The following is an 18,417-nucleotide window of genomic DNA, read 5'->3' as shown; positions in this document are numbered from 1 at the left end:
GCAGCGGGGCCGACGGGCCTGCGGGATGCGAGGGGAGGGATCAGGCGAGGGCCAGCCCTGTCGCGACGATCAGCGGGGCGAGGGTCACGGCGAGGATGAACATCCGCTCGCTCAGCCCGAAGCTGCGGGTGCGCAGGGGCGTCACGACGAGGGACACCACGAGGCACAGGAGCGCCACCGCGCCCACCGTGTGCAGCACCGCGAGCACGTGGAGGACGGCGGGGGCGGGGGACCCGGTGACCTCGGCGAGGAGGCGGGCGGAGGGACCCATCGTCGAGTACGCGATCGTGAACCAGGCGATCGCGAGCAGCAGGTGCAGCCGGCCGCGGGCGGTGGTGGGCTCGCCCGGGCCGTCCGTCGGCACCGCCGGCATGAGCGCGAGCACCGCGCCGAGCACCAGCAGCCATGTGCCGAGGCCCGTGTGCCCGCCGCCGGGGAGCGTGAGGACGGTGGCGCCGAGCAGCAGCCAGCCGCCCGCCGCGGACCACGACGCGACCGCGGCGAGGCGACGGGTCGCCGGGACCGTGGAGGCGGCGTAGTCGCTCACCGTGTGCCGCACGGGATCGATGCCGCCGGGCCGCACGTGCAGGGCGAGGAACAGGATGAGGCGCAGGGCGAGCAGGAGCGCGGCGACGAGGGCGAGGGCGGCGGGCACGGGAGGACCTCCGGGCGAGGAGCGGGATGCCCGGGTGACGTCCCCGAGCGCTGATGCCGGGAACGCTAGAGTCTCAAGCGGCTTGAAGGTCAAGCGGAACCCGGAGGACCGACCATGCGCATCGGCGAGCTCGCCCGGCTGACGGGCCTCGCGCCCTCGGCCATCCGCTACTACGAGGAGCGGGACATGTTCAGCGACGGCCAGGTGCGGCGCAGCCCCAACGGCTACCGCGACTACACGCCCGAGGCGCGGCAGCGGATCGAGCTGATCCTCGCCGGCCGCGCCGCCGGCTTCTCCCTGGACGACATGCGCCACCGCATGCAGCACTGGGCCACGATGGCCGACGCCGAGAGGATCGCGATCCTCACCGAGCAGCAGGACCTGCTCGACCAGCGCATCGCCGCCCTCACCCGCAGCCGTGAGGGGATCGCGCACGTGCTCGGCGTGCTCCGCGAGCGCGCCTGAGCGCGCCGGAGCACAGCGGCGCGCGGCCCCGCTCCCGGTGAGGGGAGCGGGGCCGCGCGGCGGGGGGACGGGTGTCGCGGAGGGGCGAGGGTCAGAGGGCGGCGATGTCCTTCTTGTCCTCGGCGCCCGGCTCGTTCTCCCGGACCACGATCCGGATCGGCTCGAGCTTCGCCCACAGCAGGAAGGCGGCGCCGACGACGGCCATGCCGATCCCGGCCCACAGGTTCGCGTTCATGCCGTCGGTCTTCGCGGACTCCGCCGGATCGAAGGCGAACAGCCCCATGAGCACCAGCACCACGCCGAAGATGCCGACGAGGAGGCCGATGAAGTTGCGGATGTCGAAGGCGCCGGCGGTCTGGACCGTCGCGTCGCCGGGGACGTCGGCCGTCGAGCCGTCGGCCGCGGCGGCGTCGGCCGCAGGGCTCGTGTCCTTGTGCGAGTTCATGTCAGGTTCTCCTTGGTCCGCGGTCACGCGAAGACGACGTTGAGGATGATGACGAGGACCAGGGCGATCCCGGCCATCGGCACCGGACGGCGGAAGAACGGCAGCGCCTTCTCGTCCGGGTCCACGAGATCGGCGCGCGGGGTCTCGGAGTAGACGAGGCCCTTGAGCTCGTGCGCCGGCTTCGGCGTCGTGAACTGGGTGACGATCACCGAGACCACGATGTCCACCACGAAGGCGGTCGCCGCGGAGAGGAACGCGAGGCCCTGGCCGGGCAGCGTGAACACCTCGAAGAAGGTCGAGCTCGCCCACAGCACGATCGCGGAGAGCGTGCCCGCCACGAGGCCCGCCCAACCGGCCGTCGGCGTCATCCGCTTCCAGAACATGCCGAGGATGAACGTCGCGAACAGCGGCGCGTTGAAGAACCCGAAGAGGGTCTGCAGGTAGTCCATGAGGTTCGAGAACTGCCCGGCGATGAGCGCCGTGAAGATCGCGACGATGCAGGCCACGAGCGTCGCGAGGCGACCGATCTTGATGTAGTGGCCGTCCGGCGCGTCCTTCTTCACGTACTGCTGGTAGAGGTCGTAGCTGACCACCGTGTTGAACGCCGAGATGTTCGCGGCCATGCCGGCCATGAACGCGGCGAGCAGGCCCGCGATCGCGACGCCCAGCAGACCGTTGGGGAGCACGTCCCGCATCAGCAGCAGCAGTGCGTCGTTGTAGGTGACGCCCGTGGCGGCGGCGCCCGCGGCGTCCTTCGCGAAGTCCATCTGCTTGAACTGGGCGAGGTCCGTGACCAGCACGCCGGCGATCATGCCCGGGATGATGACGATGAAGGGGATGAACATCTTGGGGAACGCGCCGAGGATCGGCGTCATCCGCGCGGCGGTGATCGACTTGCTGGCCATCGCGCGCTGGACCTCGACGAAGTTCGTCGTCCAGTAGCCGAAGGAGAGCACGAAGCCCAGACCGAACACGATGCCGACCACCGAGAGGATCGGGCTGTCGAAGCCGGAGAGCTGCTCACCGGGCCACGTGTGCAGCTCAGAGGAGCCGAGCATGCCGTTGCCGGCGACCTTCTCCGTCAGGCCCTTCCAGCCGCCCACGCGGTGCAGGCCGATCAGCGTCAGCGGCAGCAGCGCCGCGACGATCACGAAGAACTGCAGCACCTCGTTGTAGATCGCGGCGGAGAGCCCGCCGACGGTGATGTAGAAGAGCACGAACGCGGCGGCGAGGATCAGCCCCACCCACATCGGCCAGCCCAGCAGGCGGTTCACGATCGTCGCGAGCAGCGAGAGGTTCACACCCGCGATGAGCAGCTGGGCCACGGCGAAGCTGATCGAGTTCACGAGGTGGGCGCCGGTGCCGAAGCGCATGCGCATGAACTCGGGGACCGAGCGCACCTTCGAGCCGTAGTAGAAGGGCATCATCACGACGCCCAGGAACAGCATCGCCGGGATCGCGCCCACCCAGAAGTAATGCATGGTGGGCAGGCCGTACTGGGCGCCCGTCGCGGACATGCCCATGATCTCCACCGCGCCGAGGTTCGCGGAGATGAAGGCGAGGCCGGTGACCCAGGCGGGCAGCGAACGGCCGGAGAGGAAGAACTCGATGGAGTTGGAGACGCCGCGCTTGGCGAACCACCCCACACCGAGGACGAAGACGAAGTAGAGCGCGATGATCGCGTAATCGATCCACTGCGCGTCCAGGCGGACGTCGACCATGGGGACTGCTTTCGAGGGAAGGAATGGGGGAGCGCCCTGGGCTCGTGACGCGCTGTTGCGCCGGCCGCGGGGCGATGGCGGGGTGCCGCCGGGCGGCCACGCTACCACCGAGTTCGCTCACAGGGGAGAGTCACATGCGGAGAACGGGGGACACGGACGGGGTCGGGATGGTAGCGCGACGTCGGCCGGCGTCGGTCGACGTCGCGCGGGTTAGCCTGTCGACGGCCGCGATCCCCGGCGGCCGGTCGACGACGACCCCAGGAGGTCCCCCTTGTCCCCCGCTTCCCCCGGCCCCTCCTCTCACGCCGGCCCGCCGCCGGACGCCGCGCCCTCCCCGGGCGCCACGGCCACCGCCACCCCGCCGCCCGCCGCCGTGGACCCCGCCGCGCGCCGCGAGGAGCGCCGCTGGACCCCGCCGAAGATCGCCCTGTGGGTCGGCATCTCCCTCGTCGGCGCGCTCGGCTGGCTCATGCTCGCCCTCGCCCGCGGCGAGGCCGTCAACGCCATCTGGTTCGTCTTCGCCGCCGTCGCCACCTACCTCGTGGCCTACCGCTTCTACGCGAAGTTCATCCAGGACAAGCTCGTCCGGCCCGACGACACCCGCGCCACCCCCGCCGAGACCTCGTACGACGGCAAGGACTACGTCCCCACCGACCGTCGGATCCTCTTCGGCCACCACTTCGCGGCGATCGCCGGCGCCGGTCCCCTCGTGGGACCCGTGCTCGCCGCCCAGATGGGCTACCTCCCCGGCACCATCTGGATCATCGTCGGCGTCATCCTCGCCGGCGCCGTCCAGGACTTCCTCGTCCTCGTCATCTCCATGCGCCGCCACGGCCGCTCGCTGGGCCAGATGGCCCGGGACGAGCTCGGCATCGTCGGCGGCATCGCCGCGTTCATCGCGACCCTCACGATCATGCTGATCATCGTCGCGATCCTCGCGATGGTCGTCGTGAACTCCCTCGGCGAGAGCGCCTGGGGCGTCTACTCCGTGGGCCTCACCATCCCGATCGCCGTGTTCATGGGCATCTACCTGCGCTACCTGCGGCCCGGCAAGGTCTTCGAGGTCTCCATGATCGGCGTCGTGCTGCTGCTCGCCGCGATCGTCTCGGGCCGCTGGGTCGCCGAGAGCGACTGGGGCCAGGCGATCTTCCACCTGGACCGCCCGCTGCTCGCGGTGCTGATCATCGTCTACGGCTTCATCGCCGCCGTGCTGCCCGTGTGGGTGCTGCTCGCGCCCCGCGACTACCTCTCCACCTTCATGAAGATCGGCACGATCGTCATGCTCGCCGCGGCGATCGTCCTGGTGCGCCCGCAGATCGACACCCCCGCGATCTCCGAGTTCGCCTCCCGCACCGACGGCCCCGTCTTCACCGGCGCCCTGTTCCCCTTCCTCTTCGTCACCATCGCCTGCGGCGCCCTCTCCGGCTTCCACGCGATGATCGCCTCCGGCACCACCCCGAAGCTCGTCGAGAAGGAGTCGCAGACCCGGATGATCGGGTACGGCGGCATGCTCATGGAGTCCTTCGTCGCGATCATGGCGCTCGTCGCCGCCGTCTCCATCGACCGCGGCATCTACTTCGCCATGAACTCCTCCGCCGCCGCGACCGGCGGCACCGTCGAGGGCGCCGCCCAGTTCGTCAACTCCCTGGGCCTCATGGGCGTGAACCTCGACCCCGCGACCCTCGAGGAGACCGCGAAGCAGGTGGGGGAGGAGTCGATCGTCTCCCGCACCGGCGGCGCCCCCACCCTCGCCGTGGGCCTCGCCGGGATCATGCACCGCCTCATCGGCGGCCCCGGCATGATGGCGTTCTGGTACCACTTCGCGATCATGTTCGAGGCGCTGTTCATCCTCACCAGCGTCGACGCCGGCACCCGCGTCGCCCGCTTCATGCTCTCCGACGCCCTGGGCGGCATCAACCAGCGCTTCCGCGACCACTCGTGGCGGCTCGGCGCCTGGCTCACCACGGCGATCATGGTCGCCGGCTGGGGATCGATCCTGATGATGGGCGTGCTCGACCCGCTGGGCGGCATCAACACGCTGTTCCCGCTGTTCGGCATCGCCAACCAGCTGCTCGCCGCGATCGCCCTGTCGATCTGCCTCGTCGTCTTCGCCCGCAAGGGCCGGCGCCGCTCCCTGCTCGTGATCGCCGTGCCCCTGCTGTTCACCGCGATCGTCACGATCACCGGCTCGTTCCAGAAGATCTTCTCGACCGATCCGAAGGTCGGCTACTGGGCCAACCACGTGGCCTACCGCGACGCCCTCGCCGCCGGGAAGACCGAGCTGGGCCTCGCCAAGACGGTCGACGACATGCAGGCCGTCGTCTTCAACACCGCCGTGCAGGGCTCCCTCTCGATCCTGTTCGTGGTGTGCACGATCATCGTGCTGCTCGTGTCCCTGTGGCGCACCCTCCAGGCCCTGCGCGGCGTGAACCTGCTGGACACGGAGGCACCGTACGTGGAGTCCGAGTACTTCGCCCCCTCCGGCATGGTGCCGACGCCCGCGGAGAAGGAGCTCGGCGGGCAGTGGAAGGCGTACCTCGCCGAGCACCCGGAGAAGGACCTCGCCGGGGGAGGTCACTGATGAGCGGGGCCGGGGGCGAGGCGGGAGCCGGGACGACCGTGCCGGGTGCACCCGGGCCGACGGATGCCGCCCCGTCCCGGGGTGCCGCGCTGGTCGCGGCGCTGCGGGCGGTCCGACGGGTCGCGCGCGGGGTCCTCGGCTCCGACGCCTACGACCGCTACCTCCACCACCACCGCATCACCGGCTGCAACCACCCGCCGCTCACCGAGCGCGCGTTCTGGCGCGCGAAGTACGCCGAGCAGGACGCGAACCCCGGTGCCCGCTGCTGCTGAGCGGCGCGGCGTGAGGCCGGGCCGCAGCCGGTGGGCGGCGGGGCGCGGCGGGGCCGCTGAAGGCACGGGACGTCATCGCGCAGGTCCCCGCCCTGAGGGGCACATCTGCGCGAGGACGTCCCGTGGCCTCTGAAGCGGCCGGGGCTCTCGGCGTACGGGACGTCTTCGTACGGGTCCCCGCCCTGAGGGGCCGACCCGTACGAAGACGTCCCGTGGCCGGTGCGGCGGCGGGGAAGCCGGGGCCCGGGGCGGTCAGCGGAGCTCGGCGAGCACCTCGGGGAGCACGCGCCCCTCGTGGTCGAACATGGCCTGGTTCTCCCAGGCGTTGCCCGAGGCGGGGTCGTGCAGGTCCCAGCCGGCGCCCTCGACCGCGGTCCAGGCGGGCTCCCAGTAGACGGCGCCCCGGCCGTGGCCGCCCGCGGCGGAGACGGTCACGTCCTGCACCGCACGGAAGAACGCCGCCTGCCCCGACGGGGTCGCCGGATAGCCCTCCGGCAGCGGGGTCTCCTCGGTGACGATGTTCGGGTAGGGCACGCGCGGGTCGTCCTCGAGGGTGAACGGGTAGGCGGTCTCGACGACGATCACGTCCCGGTCGTACCGCGCGCCGAGCACGGCCACCGCCTCCTGCAGGTCGGCGAGCGTGCCGTGCCAGTAGGGGTAGTAGGAGAGGCCGATGAGGTCGAAGGGCACGCCGCGGCCCTGGGCCTCGTCGAGCCACCAGGTCAGGCCGTCGATGCCGTCGTGGATGTTGGTCAGGTGCAGCATCACGGCGGCGTCGGGGTACACCTCGGTGACGGCGCCGGAGCCGGCCGTGAGGAAGCGGGCGAGGTTCTCCCACTGGGCGCCCGCGACGCCGTCGGACTCGTCGACGTCCCAGGTCTGGCCGAGCGGCCACAGCATCCCGGGGTTGATCTCGTTGCCGACCTGCACCATCGCGACGTCGACCCCGGCCTCGCGCAGCAGGGTCAGGGTGCGGCGCGTGTGCTCGGCGACGGCGGTGACGAGACCGTCCGCATCGAGCCCCGCCCAGGCCGCGGGCACGTGCTGGGCTCCCGGGTCCGTCCACTCGTCGGAGTAGTGGAGGTCCACGAGCACGTCCATCCCCGCCGCGCGGATCCGGCGCGCCATCGCGAGCGTGTGCTCGGGGGTGCAGTAGCCGTCCGCCGGATCGACCCAGACCCGCAGCCGGCCCAGGTTCGCGCCGTGCGCACCGAGCACCTCGACCGGGTCCACCGCGGCGGAGCCGTCCGCCGTCGCGTACTCCGCGCCGTGGGCCTCGTTCTTCGGCACGCCGGAGAGGTCCACGCCGCGCACGGAGCGCTCGACGACGCCGGCCCCGAGCCCGAGGTCGTCGAACTCCGCCCATGCCCCGCCGCGGCCCGTGACGGTGAGGGACACCTCGAGGGTGCCGCGCGTCTCGGGAGCGCCCACGGCGAGGTCCAGCCAGAGGCCGTCGTCCCCGGTCACCGGCACGGAGGTGCGATGCACCCGGCCGCGCGTGCGCAGCTCGAGAGCGGCAGCGCCGCCCTCCCCGCCGGCGCGGACCCGGGCGCGCAGCACCGTGTCCCCGCCGCGGCCCGGCTGCACCCGCTGGCGGGCGGTGACCTCGGCGCCGTCGGCAGGCTCGAGGCGGAGCACGTCGGCCCGACGGTCGCCCGTCGGGCCGCCCGCGCCGACGGAGGCGGCCGACGGCGCGCCGGAGACGCTCCAGCCGGTGAGCCCCTCCGCGAACCCTGCGTTCACGAGGCCGGATCCGCCCCCGGGGCCGGGACGCACGGACGGGGGAGCGGCGAGGGCCGTGCCGTCGACAGCGGCCGTGGCGCCGATCGCCGCGGCGCCGCCGACGGCGAGCCGGGACAGGTCCCGGCGCGAGATCGAGGAGCCGGGGGAGCCGGTCGGGGTGCGGTGGGCGGGGTGCGGGGTGGACATCATCGTTCTCCCTCGGTGCGGTTCTGCGGTGGAGCGGTACAGGGCTGTCAGGCGCCCGCGGCGAGCCGTGCCGTGGCGACGCCGCCGGCAGGGACCTCGAGCCGGTCCCCGTCGCCGACGGGGATGCTCGCCGGCTGCGCGGTGTGGTTGATCGCGATGAGGTGGCGGGCGCCGTCCTCGTGGATGCGCTCGAGCAGCTCGACGTCCTCGGGGAGATCCCGCACGGTGAGGCCGGCGGCGGCGTAGGGCTCGCGCAGCACGGCCGCGAGGTCCTCGACGTCGACGTCCGAGGCCACGTACCAGGCGTGCCCCTCGCCATGGGCGTGGTGCGTCGCGGCGACGCCGCCGGGCACGGGGCCGTCGACGTAGGTGCCGACGGGCTCCGCCCCCTCCAGCTGCAGGTCCTCGCACCAGATCCGGGCGCGCAGCGGGCTCCCGTCGAGGACGATCCGTGCCTCGTCGCCCTCGCGCAGCGGGCAGAACTCGTGCACGGCGACCCCCAGCACGGGGGCGAGCGCGGCGTTGAGACCGCCGGCGCGCACGCCGTCCTCCGCGTCGACCACGCCGGAGAACGGGCCCACCACGAGGCGGCCGCCCTCGCGGACGTAGCGGTCGATGTTCGCCGCCGCGGCGTCGGTGAGCAGGTAGGAGGCGGGAGCGAGCACGAGGCGGTACCGGCTGAGGTCGTCCTCGGGGTGGGCGAAGTCGACCGCCAGGTGGTCGCGCCACAGCCGCTCGTACCAGGTCTGGATCTGCGCCCGGTGGCGGAGGGCGTCGGAGGGGCGCCAGGGGAGGTCCTGCGCCCAGTGCGACTCCCAGTCCCAGAGGATCGCGACATCGGCCTCGACTCGCGACCCGCGCAGATCGGCGAGCGCGTCGAGGGTCGCGCCGAGCTCGGTGACCTCGCGCCAGACCCGGCTGCCGGTCCCGGCGTGCGGGAGCATCGCCGAGTGGAACTTCTCGGCGCCCTTGCGGGAGGCGCGCCACTGGAAGAACATCACCGCGTCCGCACCGCGGCCCACGTGGGACAGCGAGTTGCGGGCCATCTCACCGGGGGACTTCGCGACGTTGCGGCCCTGCCAGTTCACCCCGGAGGTGGAGTGCTCCATGAGCATCCAGGGGCGCCCGCGGGACAGCGACCGGGTGAGGTCGGCGTCGAGGGCGAGCTCGACGAAGTTCCGCTCGTCGGCCGCGACGAGGTAGTGGTCGTTGGCGACGACGTCGACCTCGTCGGCCCACTTCCACAGGTCGATGCTGGGGCAGGTGTGCGCCATGAAGTTCGTGGTCACGGGCACGTGCGGGGTGACCTCCCGGAGCACGTCCCGCTCGGCGCGGAAGCAGTCGAGGATCTGCTCGGAGCTGAAGCGGCGCCAGTCGAGCTCGAGCGAGGGGTTCTGCATCGAGGGCGTGGGCAGCGGGGCGTGGAGGTCCTCGCGGGTGCCGAGCACCTGGCCCCAGAAGGCCGTGCCCCAGGCGGCGTTCACGGCGTCGAGGGAGCCGTGGCGGGCGAGCGCCCAGTCGCGGAAGGCCTCCTGCGCGGCGTCCGAGAAGCTCTCGCCGACGGGAGCGCCGTACTCGTTGTGGACGTGCCAGAGGGCGAGCGCCGGATGGTCGCCGTACCGCTCGGCCAGCGCACGGGTGATCCCGGTGGCCGCGGCGCGGTAGGCGGGGGAGGAGGGGCAGGCCATGCCGCGGGACCCCGGCCCGAGGGCCCGGCCCTCGCGGTCGATCACCCGCGCCTCCGGGTGGTCGCGGAAGAACCACGCGGGCGGGGCCGCGGTGGGGGTCCCGAGGTCGATGCGGATGCCCTGCGCGTGCAGCAGCGCGAACACCTCGTCGAGCCACTCCCAGTGGAACTCGCCGCGGCGGGGCTCGAGGGTCGCCCAGGAGAAGATCCCGACGCTCACGAGGTTCACGCCGGCCTCGCGCATGAGGCGGGCGTCCTCCGCCCAGGTCTCCCGGGGCCACTGCTCGGGGTTGTAGTCGCCTCCGTAGGCGAGACCGTCCAGGTCCAGCGGCCAGGAGGGGCGGGCGGGGTCGCGAAGGGCGCCGGCGGCGCTCGGCGTTCCGACGGGCGTCACGGGGGTCGTGGGGCCGTCGGACTGGAAACGATCACGGTACATGGTGCAGGACTGTGGCACGCGGCGGGTCATTAAGCAACCTCCACGCCTGCCGCTTGACTGTAAACGATCACAGTCCTACGCTTCCCGCCAGCGCCGCTCGATCCCGAGCGGTGCGCCCATCGCGAGGAGGCGACGATGACCAGTGCCCCACCACACCGGCCCGGCCGCGGCACGTCACGCCGCTCCCTGCTGACCGCGGGCGCCGCGCTCGCCGGGACCGCCGTCGGCGCCGCCGGGCTCGCCGGGTGCGGATCCGCATCCTCGGGCTCCGCCACCGAGCTCACCTTCTGGACCTGGGCGCCCGGCATCGAGGACGTCGTCGCGGTGTGGAACGCCGAGAACCCCGACCTGCAGGTCGTCGTGAGCCGGCAGGACGCGGGCGACGCCGCGGTCACCAAGCTGCTCACCGCCGTGCGCGCCGGCAACGGCGCCCCCGACCTCGTGCAGGCCGAGTACCAGGCCATCACCTCGCTCGTCTCCGCGAACGCCGTCGCGGACCTCTCCCGCGACCTCGCGCCGGGCACGGCCGGCCACTTCGCCGAGGGGATCTGGTCCTCCGTCCGGCTCCAGGGCGACAGCGTCTACGCGATCCCCCAGGACACCGGCCCCCTGCAGTTCTACTACCGGGCGGACGTCCTCGACGAGCTCGGACTCGCCGTCCCCACCACCTGGGACGAGTACGCCGAGACCGCGCGCGCGATCCACGACGCGGATCCGTCCCTGTCGCTGGGCACCTTCTCCTCGACCGACCCTGGGCTGTTCATGGGACTCGCCCAGCAGGCGGGCGCCTCCTGGTGGGAGATCGAGGACGACCGCTGGAAGGTGACCGTCGACTCCGAGCTCACCCGCCGCGTCGCCGAGTTCTGGGGCGGCCTCGTGGAGGAGGGCGTCATCGCCCGCGAGCCCATGTACACCCCGCAGTGGAACGCGGCCCTGAACAACGGGACGCAGGTCGGATGGGTCTCCGCGGCCTGGGCGCCCGGCGTGCTCGCCGGCAACGCCGGATCGACCGCGGGCGCCTGGCGCATGTCGACCCTCCCGCAGTGGGAGGCGGGGCAGACGGCCACCGGGAACTGGGGCGGCTCCACCACGGCCGTCACGGTGGACTCCCCGCACCGCGCGGAGGCCGTGCGCTTCGCCGAATGGATGAACACCTCGGCCGACGGGGTCCGCGCGCTCGTCGAGAGGAGCGGCGTGTTCCCCGCCGACCAGGTCGGCGCGGCGGACGCCCTCGCCGCGCCGCCCGAGTTCTTCGCCGAGCAGCCCGACTTCTACGAGCTCTCCACCGCGAACGCCGAAGGGGTCCGCCCCCCTCACCTTCGGCCCGAACGTCAACGTCGCCTACTCGATCTTCAACGACGCCTTCGGAGCCGCGACCCAGCAGGGGACCGCCGCCGCCTTCGTCGACGCGATCGCCACCATCCAGGCGGGCACCGTCGCCGACCTCGAGCACCAGGGGTACGACCTCGCATGAGCTCCACGAACGCCTCCACCCTGCGCCGACGCACGGACCGGTTCGGCTACGTCTTCGTCGCCCCCGCCGCGGTGTGCTTCCTCGCCTTCCTCGCCATCCCGATCCTCTACGCCCTCTACGTCAGCGTGCGCCGCGAGCAGGTCGTCGGCCTCGGCCTCGGCGAGGGCGGGCGCCACCAGGAATGGGCAGGGCTGCGCAACTACGCGCAGGTGCTCGCCGATCCCGAGTTCCTCGGCAGCGCCGGCCGCGTGCTCCTGTACGGCCTCGTGCTCGTGCCGGTCATGCTGGGCCTCGCCCTGCTCTTCGCCCTGCTGCTGGACTCGAGGCGGGCCCGGCTGCGGCGCATCGCCCGGATCGCGATCTTCCTGCCCTACGCCGTCCCCGCGGTGATCTCCTCGCTGCTGTGGGGCTTCCTCTACCTGCCCGGCACCAGCCCGTTCCACTTCGTCGCCGACGCCCTCGGCGGCAGCCTGCCGGACGTGCTCTCCCCGCAGCTCGTGCTGCTCGCGATCGCGAACATCGGGATCTGGGGCGGCACCGGCTTCAACATGGTCGTCCTCTACACCTCGCTGCGCTCCGTGCCCGGCGAGCTCTACGAGGCGGCGACGCTCGACGGCTGCACCGAGCTGCAGATCGCGCTGCGGGTCAAGGTGCCGATGATCCTGCCCTCGCTGATCATGACCTGCGTGTTCTCGATCATCGCGACGCTCCAGGTGTTCGCCGAGCCGATGCTGCTGCGCCCCCTGACGAGCTCGATCTCCACCACCTGGTCCCCGCTCATGCGGATCTACCGGGACGCCTTCACCGAGAACGACATCTACTCCGCCTCCGCGGGATCCGTGCTCGTGGCCCTCGCGACCTTCGTCATCTCCTTCGGCTTCCTCCGCCTCGTGCGCGGGCAGGCCTTCGCCCAGGAAGAGCGGTGAGCACTCCCATGAGCACCTCAGCCATCACCTCGACCGGCCCGTCGGCCGCCACGACCCCGTCCACCGCCGGGGGCGGATCACCGTCCCGCGGCGGGCGGCGCGCCCCCGCCCGCACCGCCCCCTCGGGCGGCGTCGGCGCCGAGCGCCCCTCGCTCCTCGCGACCGGGGTCCTCCTGCTGGGCGCCCTGTACTGCCTGCTGCCCGTCGTGTGGGTGCTCGTCGCCGCGTCCAAGAGCCCCGACGAGCTGTTCTCCACTTTCACGCTCGCCCCCTCGACCCACCTCGTCGAGAACCTCCGCGACCTCCTCGCCTATCGCGACGGCCTCTTCCTGCGCTGGGCCGGGAACACCGTCCTGTACGCGGTGGGCGGCGCGCTCGTCTCGACCGTGGTCTCCGCCGCCGCCGGCTACGGCCTCGCCCTGTTCGACTTCCGCGGCAAGAAGCTCTTCTTCAACGTCATCCTCGCCGGCGTGCTGCTCCCGGCCGTGATCCTCGCGGTCCCGCAGTACCTGCTGTTCGCGGAGGTGGGCCTCGCCAACACGTACTGGGCGGTGCTGCTGCCCAGCATCCTCAACCCCTACGGCATCTACCTCGCCCGCATCTACGCGGGGGCGTCGATCCCGCGGGAGATGATCGAGGCGGCCCGGACGGACGGCGCCGGGGAGCTGCGCATCTTCGCCCGGTTCGCCGTGCCGATGATGATGCCGGGCCTGGTCACCGTGTTCCTGTTCCAGTTCGTCGGCGTGTGGAACAACTACATGCTCCCGTACATCATGCTCGGCGACGACAGCCTGTTCCCGATCACGGTGGGCCTGTCCACGCTCATGAACCAGGGCGCCTCCCAGCCGGCGATGTACACGACGGTGGTCACCGGGGCGCTCGTCTCGATCCTGCCGCTGATCGCCCTGTTCCTCCTGCTGCAGCGCTACTGGCAGTCCGATCTCACCGGCGGCGCCGTCAAGGGCTGATCCGCGGGCGGCGCGCCGCTGGGCGATACTGGCGAGCGGACGCCGCCCTCCCCGCGGCACCCGCCCCGAGGAAGGAGCCACGTGGCCACCCCACGACCCAGCGGTTCGGGCAAGCGCCCGACGATCACCGAGGTCGCCCGTCGCGCCGGCGTCTCCACGGGCACCGTCTCCCGGCACCTCAACGGCGGGCACTGGGTGTCCCCGGACTCCGCCAAGGCCATCGCCCGGGCGATCCGCGAGACGGGCTACGTCGCGAACTCGACCGCGCGCCGGCTCCGCACCGGCCGCAGCGGCACCGTCGCTTTCGTGATCGACGAGCCGCCCGCGAGCTTCTTCGAGGACCCCACCTTCGAGTCCCTCGTGATCGAGGTGGGCCAGGCCCTCGCGGCCCGCGACCAGTCGATGGTGCTGCTCCTCGCGGGCGACGAGGACAGTGCCAAGCGAGCGGAGAACTTCCTGCTCACGAGTGGTGTCGACGGTGCCGTGACGGCCTCCGCGCAGCCGCAGCACCATCTCTTCGAGCGGATCCAGGCGGCCGGCATCCCGCTGGTCAACGTGGGCAGCCCGGCGGGCCTCGAGGACCGCGTCGCCTTCGTCGCCGCGGACGACCGCGAGGGCGCCCGAATGATGGCCCGGCACCTCCTGGAGCGCGGGGCGCGCCGTCTCGCCGTGATCGCCGGCCCTGCGCACACGCCCGGCGGCAGCCTGCGCCCCGAGGCGTTCGCCGACGCGGTCCGGGACGCCGGCGGGGCCGGCGGGCCCGGTGGGGCCGACGGGACGGGCACGGCCGATGGGTCCGAGGGGGCCGACGGGTCCGTCGCGGAGGGGGCCGCGGCGCGGATCGTCACCGTCCGCCACGGGGACTACTCGGAGCGCAGCGGAGAGGACTGCGCCGCCGAGATCCTCGCCGAGCACCCCGACGTCGAGGCGATCTTCGCCGCGAACGACCGCATGGCGCGCGGGGCGATCGCCGCCCTGCGCGCGGCGGGCCGTGCTGTGCCCGGCGACGTGCTCGTGGGCGGCTTCGACGACTCCGCCGGTGCCGTGGCGGAGGACCCGCCGCTCACCACCGTGCGTCAGGACTTCCGACGGATCGCCGTGGAGCTGGTGGACGCCCTCGGCAAGCAGATCGACGGTGGGGTGCGCGCGAACGTCGTGGTCCCGGTGCAGCTCGTGGTCCGCGACTCGACCTCGCCGGCCCGGCCCTGAGGGGCGCCTCCCTGGGCCCGGCCCGTCCCTGACGGGCGCGCCCCTGGGCCGGTGCACGGCCGCGCGTCTGGGCGCACGGGACCTCTTCGTACGGGTCCCCGCCCTGAGGGGACGACCCGTACGAAGAGGTCCGGTGGTCGATGGGGAAGCCGGGGGCGGCGCGGTCAGGCGCGGGCGGCGGCGAGGGCGTCGACCGCGCGCACCAGGCCCAGGTGGCTGAACGCCTGGGGGAAGTTCCCGGCCATGCGACCCGCGGTGACGTCGTACTCCTCGGCGAAGAGGTCCAGGTCGTTCCCGCAGGCCAGCAGGGTCTCCAGGAGTCGCTCCGCATCCTTCGTGCGGCCCGTCGCGGCGTACTGCTCGACGAGCCAGAAGCTGCACACGAGGAAGGGGTGCTCGTCCCCGGGCAGGCCGTCCTGGCCGCGGGTGCGGTAGCGCAGCAGGAGGCCGCGCTCCGCCGCCGCGCCGCCTGCCGGGCCCGCCGTCGGCCCCGTCATCAGCTCGGCCTCGAGACGGGCCACGGTCGCGAGCATGCGGGGATCGTCGGCCGCGACGAGGCCCGTGCGCGGGATCTGCAGGGCGGAGGCGTCCACCTCGGTGCTGCCGTAGGACTGGGTGAAGGCACCGTCCGGTCCCACGCCGCGCTCGAGGATCTCCGCGCGGAGGCGCTCCCGCAGCGACCGCCAGGTCTCGAGCTCCGCGGGATCCGCCGGGCAGCCGTCCCGCTCCACGGCGGTGATCGCACGGTCGAAGGTCGCCCAGACCATCGCGCGGCCGTGCGTGAAGAAGGCCGGCTCGCCGCGCATCTCCCAGATCCCCTGGTCCGGGGTGTCCACATGGGCGACCGTGAAGCGCACCAGGGCCCGCTGCAGCGGCCAGGACCAGGCGGACTCCTCGACCCCGGCGTCGCGCATCGCGGCGAGCGCGATCATCACCTCGCCCACGACGTCCGCCTGGTACTGGGCGGCGGCGCCGTTGCCGATCCGCACCGGAGCCGATCCCGCGAAGCCGGGCAGGTGCGGCAGCTCCCGCTCCACGAGGTCCCGGTCGCCGCTGACCGTGTACATGATCTGCAGGTCCTCGGGGTCCCCGGCGACCGCCCGCAGCAGCCACTCCCGCCAGGAGACGGCCGCATCGACGTGGCCGTGGGCGAGCAGCACCTCGAGGGAGAGGGCGGCGTCCCGCAGCCAGCAGTAGCGGTAGTCCCAGTTGCGCACCCCGCCGAAGTCCTCCGGAAGGCTCGTCGTCGCGGCGGCGATGATCCCGCCGGTGCCGCGATGGGTGAGGGCGCGCAGCACGAGCAGCGCCCGCTCCACCGGGCCCGCGTACTCCTTCGCGACCTGCACCTTCCCGAGCCAGCCGGACCACTGGGCGCTCGTGCGGGCGGTGATCGCGGGGACGTCCGGGGCGGTGGGCGGGGCCTCCCAGGAGGGGAACCGGGTGAGCACCCAGTCCGCACGGCCGCCCTCGCGCAGCACGTGCTCGCCGCGGTGGAGGCGCCCGTCGGCCCGCAGCGCCGGTCCGTGCAGGCAGACCCCGTCGCCGCCGGCGACCGCGAGGAGCACCTCCTGCCCCTCGGCGTCGCGGCCGCGACGCATCCAGGGCGTCGCGCGCCCGTACTCGAAGCGGATCCGCAGCTCGCTGAGCACCTCGACCTCGCCGGAGGTGCAGACGACGGAGCGGATCAGCTGCGCGCAGTCGTCGGGATCCGTGGCGACGCCGCCCGCCCCGCCGCCGTGGCTGTCGGTGCCGCGCAGGGGCATGAGCTCGGTGACGGTCGCGGTGCCCGCGGGCCCGCGCCAGGTCGTCTCGAGGATCATCGTGCCGGGGAGGTAGCGGCGGGAGAGCACCTCGCCGCCCGCGATCCGCAGCGACCAGCGGCCGTGCTCGGGCCGGCCCAGGAGCGAGGCGAACAGCGCCTCGTCGTCGAAGCGCGGCAGGCACAGCCAGTCGACGTCGCCCTCCCGGGTGACGAGCGCGGCGCCGCGCTGGTCGGAGAGCAGGGCGTGGTCCTCGATGCGGGCGCCGGATGCGGTGGGGCTCATGAGGAGGGTCTATCACCTCGGACCGGGGGAGGGCTCACGACGCCGTCGTGCGACGCCGCGGGGACGGTCGTGGCGCCCCGGGGTCGCGGATGCGGAGGCGCCGCGGAGGTGCCGTGCGCGCGTGGTGGAGCGATCGTGCGGAGCCGGCGCCGACCATGTGGACGTTCCGCCTGTGACGATGCTCATCGGCTGCATCGATGCAGGTCAAGGTGGTGATCGCAGGGCTGTCAGGGTTCTCTGAGGAAGGCTCTGGGGAACGCTGACGGAAGCGATCCACGGTGGTGGCATGTCCCCCTCCGTGCATCACCAGACGTCGCCCGCCGCGAGTTCCGAGTCCGCCCGGCCGCCCGCCATGGTGGTCGTCGGGCACGGGGATACGGCACGGGCCGGGACCGCCCACACCACCGGCGGGAGGCCGAGCGGCCCGCCTCCCGGGCACGGGGCGGGCGGGACGCCCGCACCCGACGGCGGCGACCGCAAGGAGCGCGACTCCGCGCTGCGCAGCCTCTCGCCCACGAGCCTGCTCGCGGGCGGCGCCGCCGCGGCCACGGCCTCCGTGGTGGGTGGCCACCTCGGGGTGGCCGGCACCGTCATCGGCGCGGCGCTCACGTCGGTGATCTCCGCCGGGGCCGTCGCGATCTACACGGACTCCGTCAAGCGCAGCGCGGCCGCGCTGAAGACCGTCCAGCGGGTGACGACCCGGCGGGGGCGACGGCAGAAGGGCGCTGCCGGGCCGACGGGCGGGACCGAGGCCGACTCCGCCGCCGGGGCGGCACCGACCGGCACGACCGACGCGTCCGAGAGGGAGCGCTCCTCGCGCAGCGCCGAGGACGGGCTCGCCGTCCTCGACGCCGACGGTCGCCCTGTCGAGGACGATGCCCGGAACGCGACCCGGTCGCCGCGCCGGCGCTGGACGACGATCGCCGCGACCACCCTCGCCATGGGGCTGATCGGTCTCGCCGCCGTCTTCGGCGTGCAGCGGGCGATCGGCGTCGAGCTCTCCCCGGGGACCGGCGAGATCCAGCGCTCCGTGACCGGCAGCGACGCCGTGCAGTCCCGCACGAGCAGCGACGACTCCGGCAGCACGGACGACTCGAGCGGCACCGGGGACGACGGCACGAGCACCGACGGCACGAGCACCGACGGGACCGATGAGGACTCCACGAGCACGGACTCGTCCACCACGGACGGCACGAGCACGGACGACCCGGGCTCGGGTTCCTCGACCGACGGCTCGAGCTCGGGCTCCTCGAGCACCGACGCCACCGGCACGGACGACTCGAGCTCCGGCTCCACGAGCACGGACGGCTCCGGCACGGGCGACTCGAGCTCCGACTCCTCGAGCGCCGACGGCTCGAGCACGGACAGCGGCTCGAGCACCGGGGACTCCGGCTCGTCGAGCTCGACCGACAGCGGCTCCGGCGCGGGCAGCAGCGGCTCGAGCTCCTCGAGCGGATCCGGCTCCTCGGGCAGCTCGAGCAGCGGCAGCACCCAGGATGGGTCGGCGACCGGGTCCGGCAGCAGCTCCGGGACCGCCGCGGACTGACCCGGCGAGGTGGCAGGATCAGCCGTCGACCCCGTCGACCCCGTCGGCCCGTCGGGCT

13 protein-coding genes are annotated in these 18,417 nt (G+C 73.2%); 7 read left to right on the top strand and 6 right to left on the bottom strand.

Features of this window, described 5'->3' with window-relative positions:
• Positions 1–40: 40 nt before the first annotated feature.
• Positions 41–655 (bottom strand): DUF998 domain-containing protein, encoded by a 615-nt coding sequence (locus tag NLU66_RS00935; protein WP_259361085.1) that lies wholly within the window; start codon positions 653–655, stop codon positions 41–43.
• A 114-nt stretch (positions 656–769) separates the two neighbouring features.
• Here NLU66_RS00935 and NLU66_RS00930 point away from each other — a divergent pair, with 114 nt between their 5' ends.
• Positions 770–1,120: a MerR family transcriptional regulator gene (locus NLU66_RS00930; RefSeq protein WP_259361084.1), complete on the top strand. Its 351-nt coding sequence runs from the start codon at positions 770–772 to the stop codon at positions 1,118–1,120.
• A 91-nt stretch (positions 1,121–1,211) separates the two neighbouring features.
• Here the strand turns inward: NLU66_RS00930 and NLU66_RS00925 are convergent, their stop codons facing one another.
• Positions 1,212–1,565: a hypothetical protein gene (locus NLU66_RS00925; protein ID WP_259361083.1), complete on the bottom strand. Its 354-nt coding sequence runs from the start codon at positions 1,563–1,565 to the stop codon at positions 1,212–1,214.
• A 23-nt stretch (positions 1,566–1,588) separates the two neighbouring features.
• Positions 1,589–3,286 carry a sodium:solute symporter family protein gene (locus NLU66_RS00920; RefSeq protein WP_259361082.1) on the bottom strand — a complete coding sequence of 566 codons (1,698 nt, stop codon included), beginning with the start codon at positions 3,284–3,286 and terminating at the stop codon, positions 1,589–1,591.
• 373 nt (positions 3,287–3,659) lie between these two features.
• Between NLU66_RS00920 and NLU66_RS00915 the strand changes: the two genes are divergently transcribed.
• Together NLU66_RS00915 and NLU66_RS00910 are read left to right on the top strand one after the other, a co-directional pair.
• A complete protein-coding gene (locus NLU66_RS00915; protein WP_259362516.1) occupies positions 3,660–5,867 on the top strand; it encodes a carbon starvation CstA family protein in 2,208 nt (735 codons plus the stop codon).
• A complete protein-coding gene (locus NLU66_RS00910) occupies positions 5,867–6,139 on the top strand; it encodes a YbdD/YjiX family protein (RefSeq protein WP_323374434.1) in 273 nt (90 codons plus the stop codon). The genes NLU66_RS00915 and NLU66_RS00910 overlap by 1 nt, the downstream gene beginning before the upstream one ends.
• A gap of 252 nt (positions 6,140–6,391) precedes the next feature.
• On the opposite strand, the gene NLU66_RS00905 is transcribed toward NLU66_RS00910, so the two are convergent.
• Both NLU66_RS00905 and NLU66_RS00900 read right to left on the bottom strand, forming a co-directional pair.
• A complete protein-coding gene (locus tag NLU66_RS00905) occupies positions 6,392–8,068 on the bottom strand; it encodes a glycoside hydrolase family 53 protein (protein WP_259361081.1) in 1,677 nt (558 codons plus the stop codon).
• Between the two features lie 47 nt (positions 8,069–8,115).
• A complete protein-coding gene (locus tag NLU66_RS00900) occupies positions 8,116–10,191 on the bottom strand; it encodes a beta-galactosidase (protein WP_259361080.1) in 2,076 nt (691 codons plus the stop codon).
• 135 nt (positions 10,192–10,326) lie between these two features.
• Between NLU66_RS00900 and NLU66_RS17720 the strand changes: the two genes are divergently transcribed.
• The 3 genes from NLU66_RS17720 to NLU66_RS00880 all read left to right on the top strand — a co-directional run bounded on the left by NLU66_RS17720 (position 10,327) and on the right by NLU66_RS00880 (position 14,768).
• The gene (locus NLU66_RS17720; protein WP_416232170.1) at positions 10,327–12,591 is read left to right on the top strand and encodes an extracellular solute-binding protein; all 2,265 of its coding nucleotides are present in this window, start codon (positions 10,327–10,329) and stop codon (positions 12,589–12,591) included.
• A gap of 8 nt (positions 12,592–12,599) precedes the next feature.
• Positions 12,600–13,559, top strand: coding sequence for a carbohydrate ABC transporter permease (locus NLU66_RS00885; RefSeq protein WP_259361079.1), 960 nt, complete (start codon positions 12,600–12,602; stop codon positions 13,557–13,559).
• 81 nt (positions 13,560–13,640) lie between these two features.
• On the top strand, positions 13,641–14,768 hold the full coding sequence (locus NLU66_RS00880) for a LacI family DNA-binding transcriptional regulator (RefSeq protein ID WP_259361078.1): 1,128 nt from the start codon (positions 13,641–13,643) through the stop codon (positions 14,766–14,768).
• A gap of 164 nt (positions 14,769–14,932) precedes the next feature.
• On the opposite strand, the gene NLU66_RS00875 is transcribed toward NLU66_RS00880, so the two are convergent.
• Entirely contained in the window at positions 14,933–16,813 is a 1,881-nt protein-coding gene (locus NLU66_RS00875) for a glycoside hydrolase family 15 protein (protein WP_259361077.1), read from the bottom strand.
• Between the two features lie 286 nt (positions 16,814–17,099).
• On the opposite strand from NLU66_RS00875, the gene NLU66_RS00870 reads away from it, so the two are divergent.
• Positions 17,100–18,359 carry a hypothetical protein gene (locus NLU66_RS00870; protein ID WP_259361076.1) on the top strand — a complete coding sequence of 420 codons (1,260 nt, stop codon included), beginning with the start codon at positions 17,100–17,102 and terminating at the stop codon, positions 18,357–18,359.
• The last annotated feature ends 58 nt before the right edge of the window (positions 18,360–18,417 follow it).

This window comes from Brachybacterium sp. NBEC-018, from assembly GCF_024860185.1.
In the GTDB taxonomy this organism is placed as follows: Bacteria; Actinomycetota; Actinomycetes; order Actinomycetales; family Dermabacteraceae; genus Brachybacterium; species Brachybacterium rhamnosum.
The sequence above is the reverse complement of the archived record's forward strand: the minus strand, read 5'-3'. Positions and strand labels throughout refer to the sequence as shown.

Coding starts and splice junctions, on each gene's coding strand:
- NLU66_RS00930 (WP_259361084.1), top strand. CDS start 770: ATGCGCATCGGCGAGCTCGCCCGGCTGACGGGCCTCGCGCCCTCGGCC.
- NLU66_RS00925 (WP_259361083.1), bottom strand. CDS start 1,565: ATGAACTCGCACAAGGACACGAGCCCTGCGGCCGACGCCGCCGCGGCC.
- NLU66_RS00920 (WP_259361082.1), bottom strand. CDS start 3,286: ATGGTCGACGTCCGCCTGGACGCGCAGTGGATCGATTACGCGATCATC.
- NLU66_RS00910 (WP_323374434.1), top strand. CDS start 5,867: ATGAGCGGGGCCGGGGGCGAGGCGGGAGCCGGGACGACCGTGCCGGGT.
- NLU66_RS00905 (WP_259361081.1), bottom strand. CDS start 8,068: ATGTCCACCCCGCACCCCGCCCACCGCACCCCGACCGGCTCCCCCGGC.
- NLU66_RS00900 (WP_259361080.1), bottom strand. CDS start 10,191: ATGTACCGTGATCGTTTCCAGTCCGACGGCCCCACGACCCCCGTGACG.
- NLU66_RS17720 (WP_416232170.1), top strand. CDS start 10,327: ATGACCAGTGCCCCACCACACCGGCCCGGCCGCGGCACGTCACGCCGC.
- NLU66_RS00885 (WP_259361079.1), top strand. CDS start 12,600: ATGAGCACCTCAGCCATCACCTCGACCGGCCCGTCGGCCGCCACGACC.
- NLU66_RS00875 (WP_259361077.1), bottom strand. CDS start 16,813: ATGAGCCCCACCGCATCCGGCGCCCGCATCGAGGACCACGCCCTGCTC.
- NLU66_RS00870 (WP_259361076.1), top strand. CDS start 17,100: ATGTCCCCCTCCGTGCATCACCAGACGTCGCCCGCCGCGAGTTCCGAG.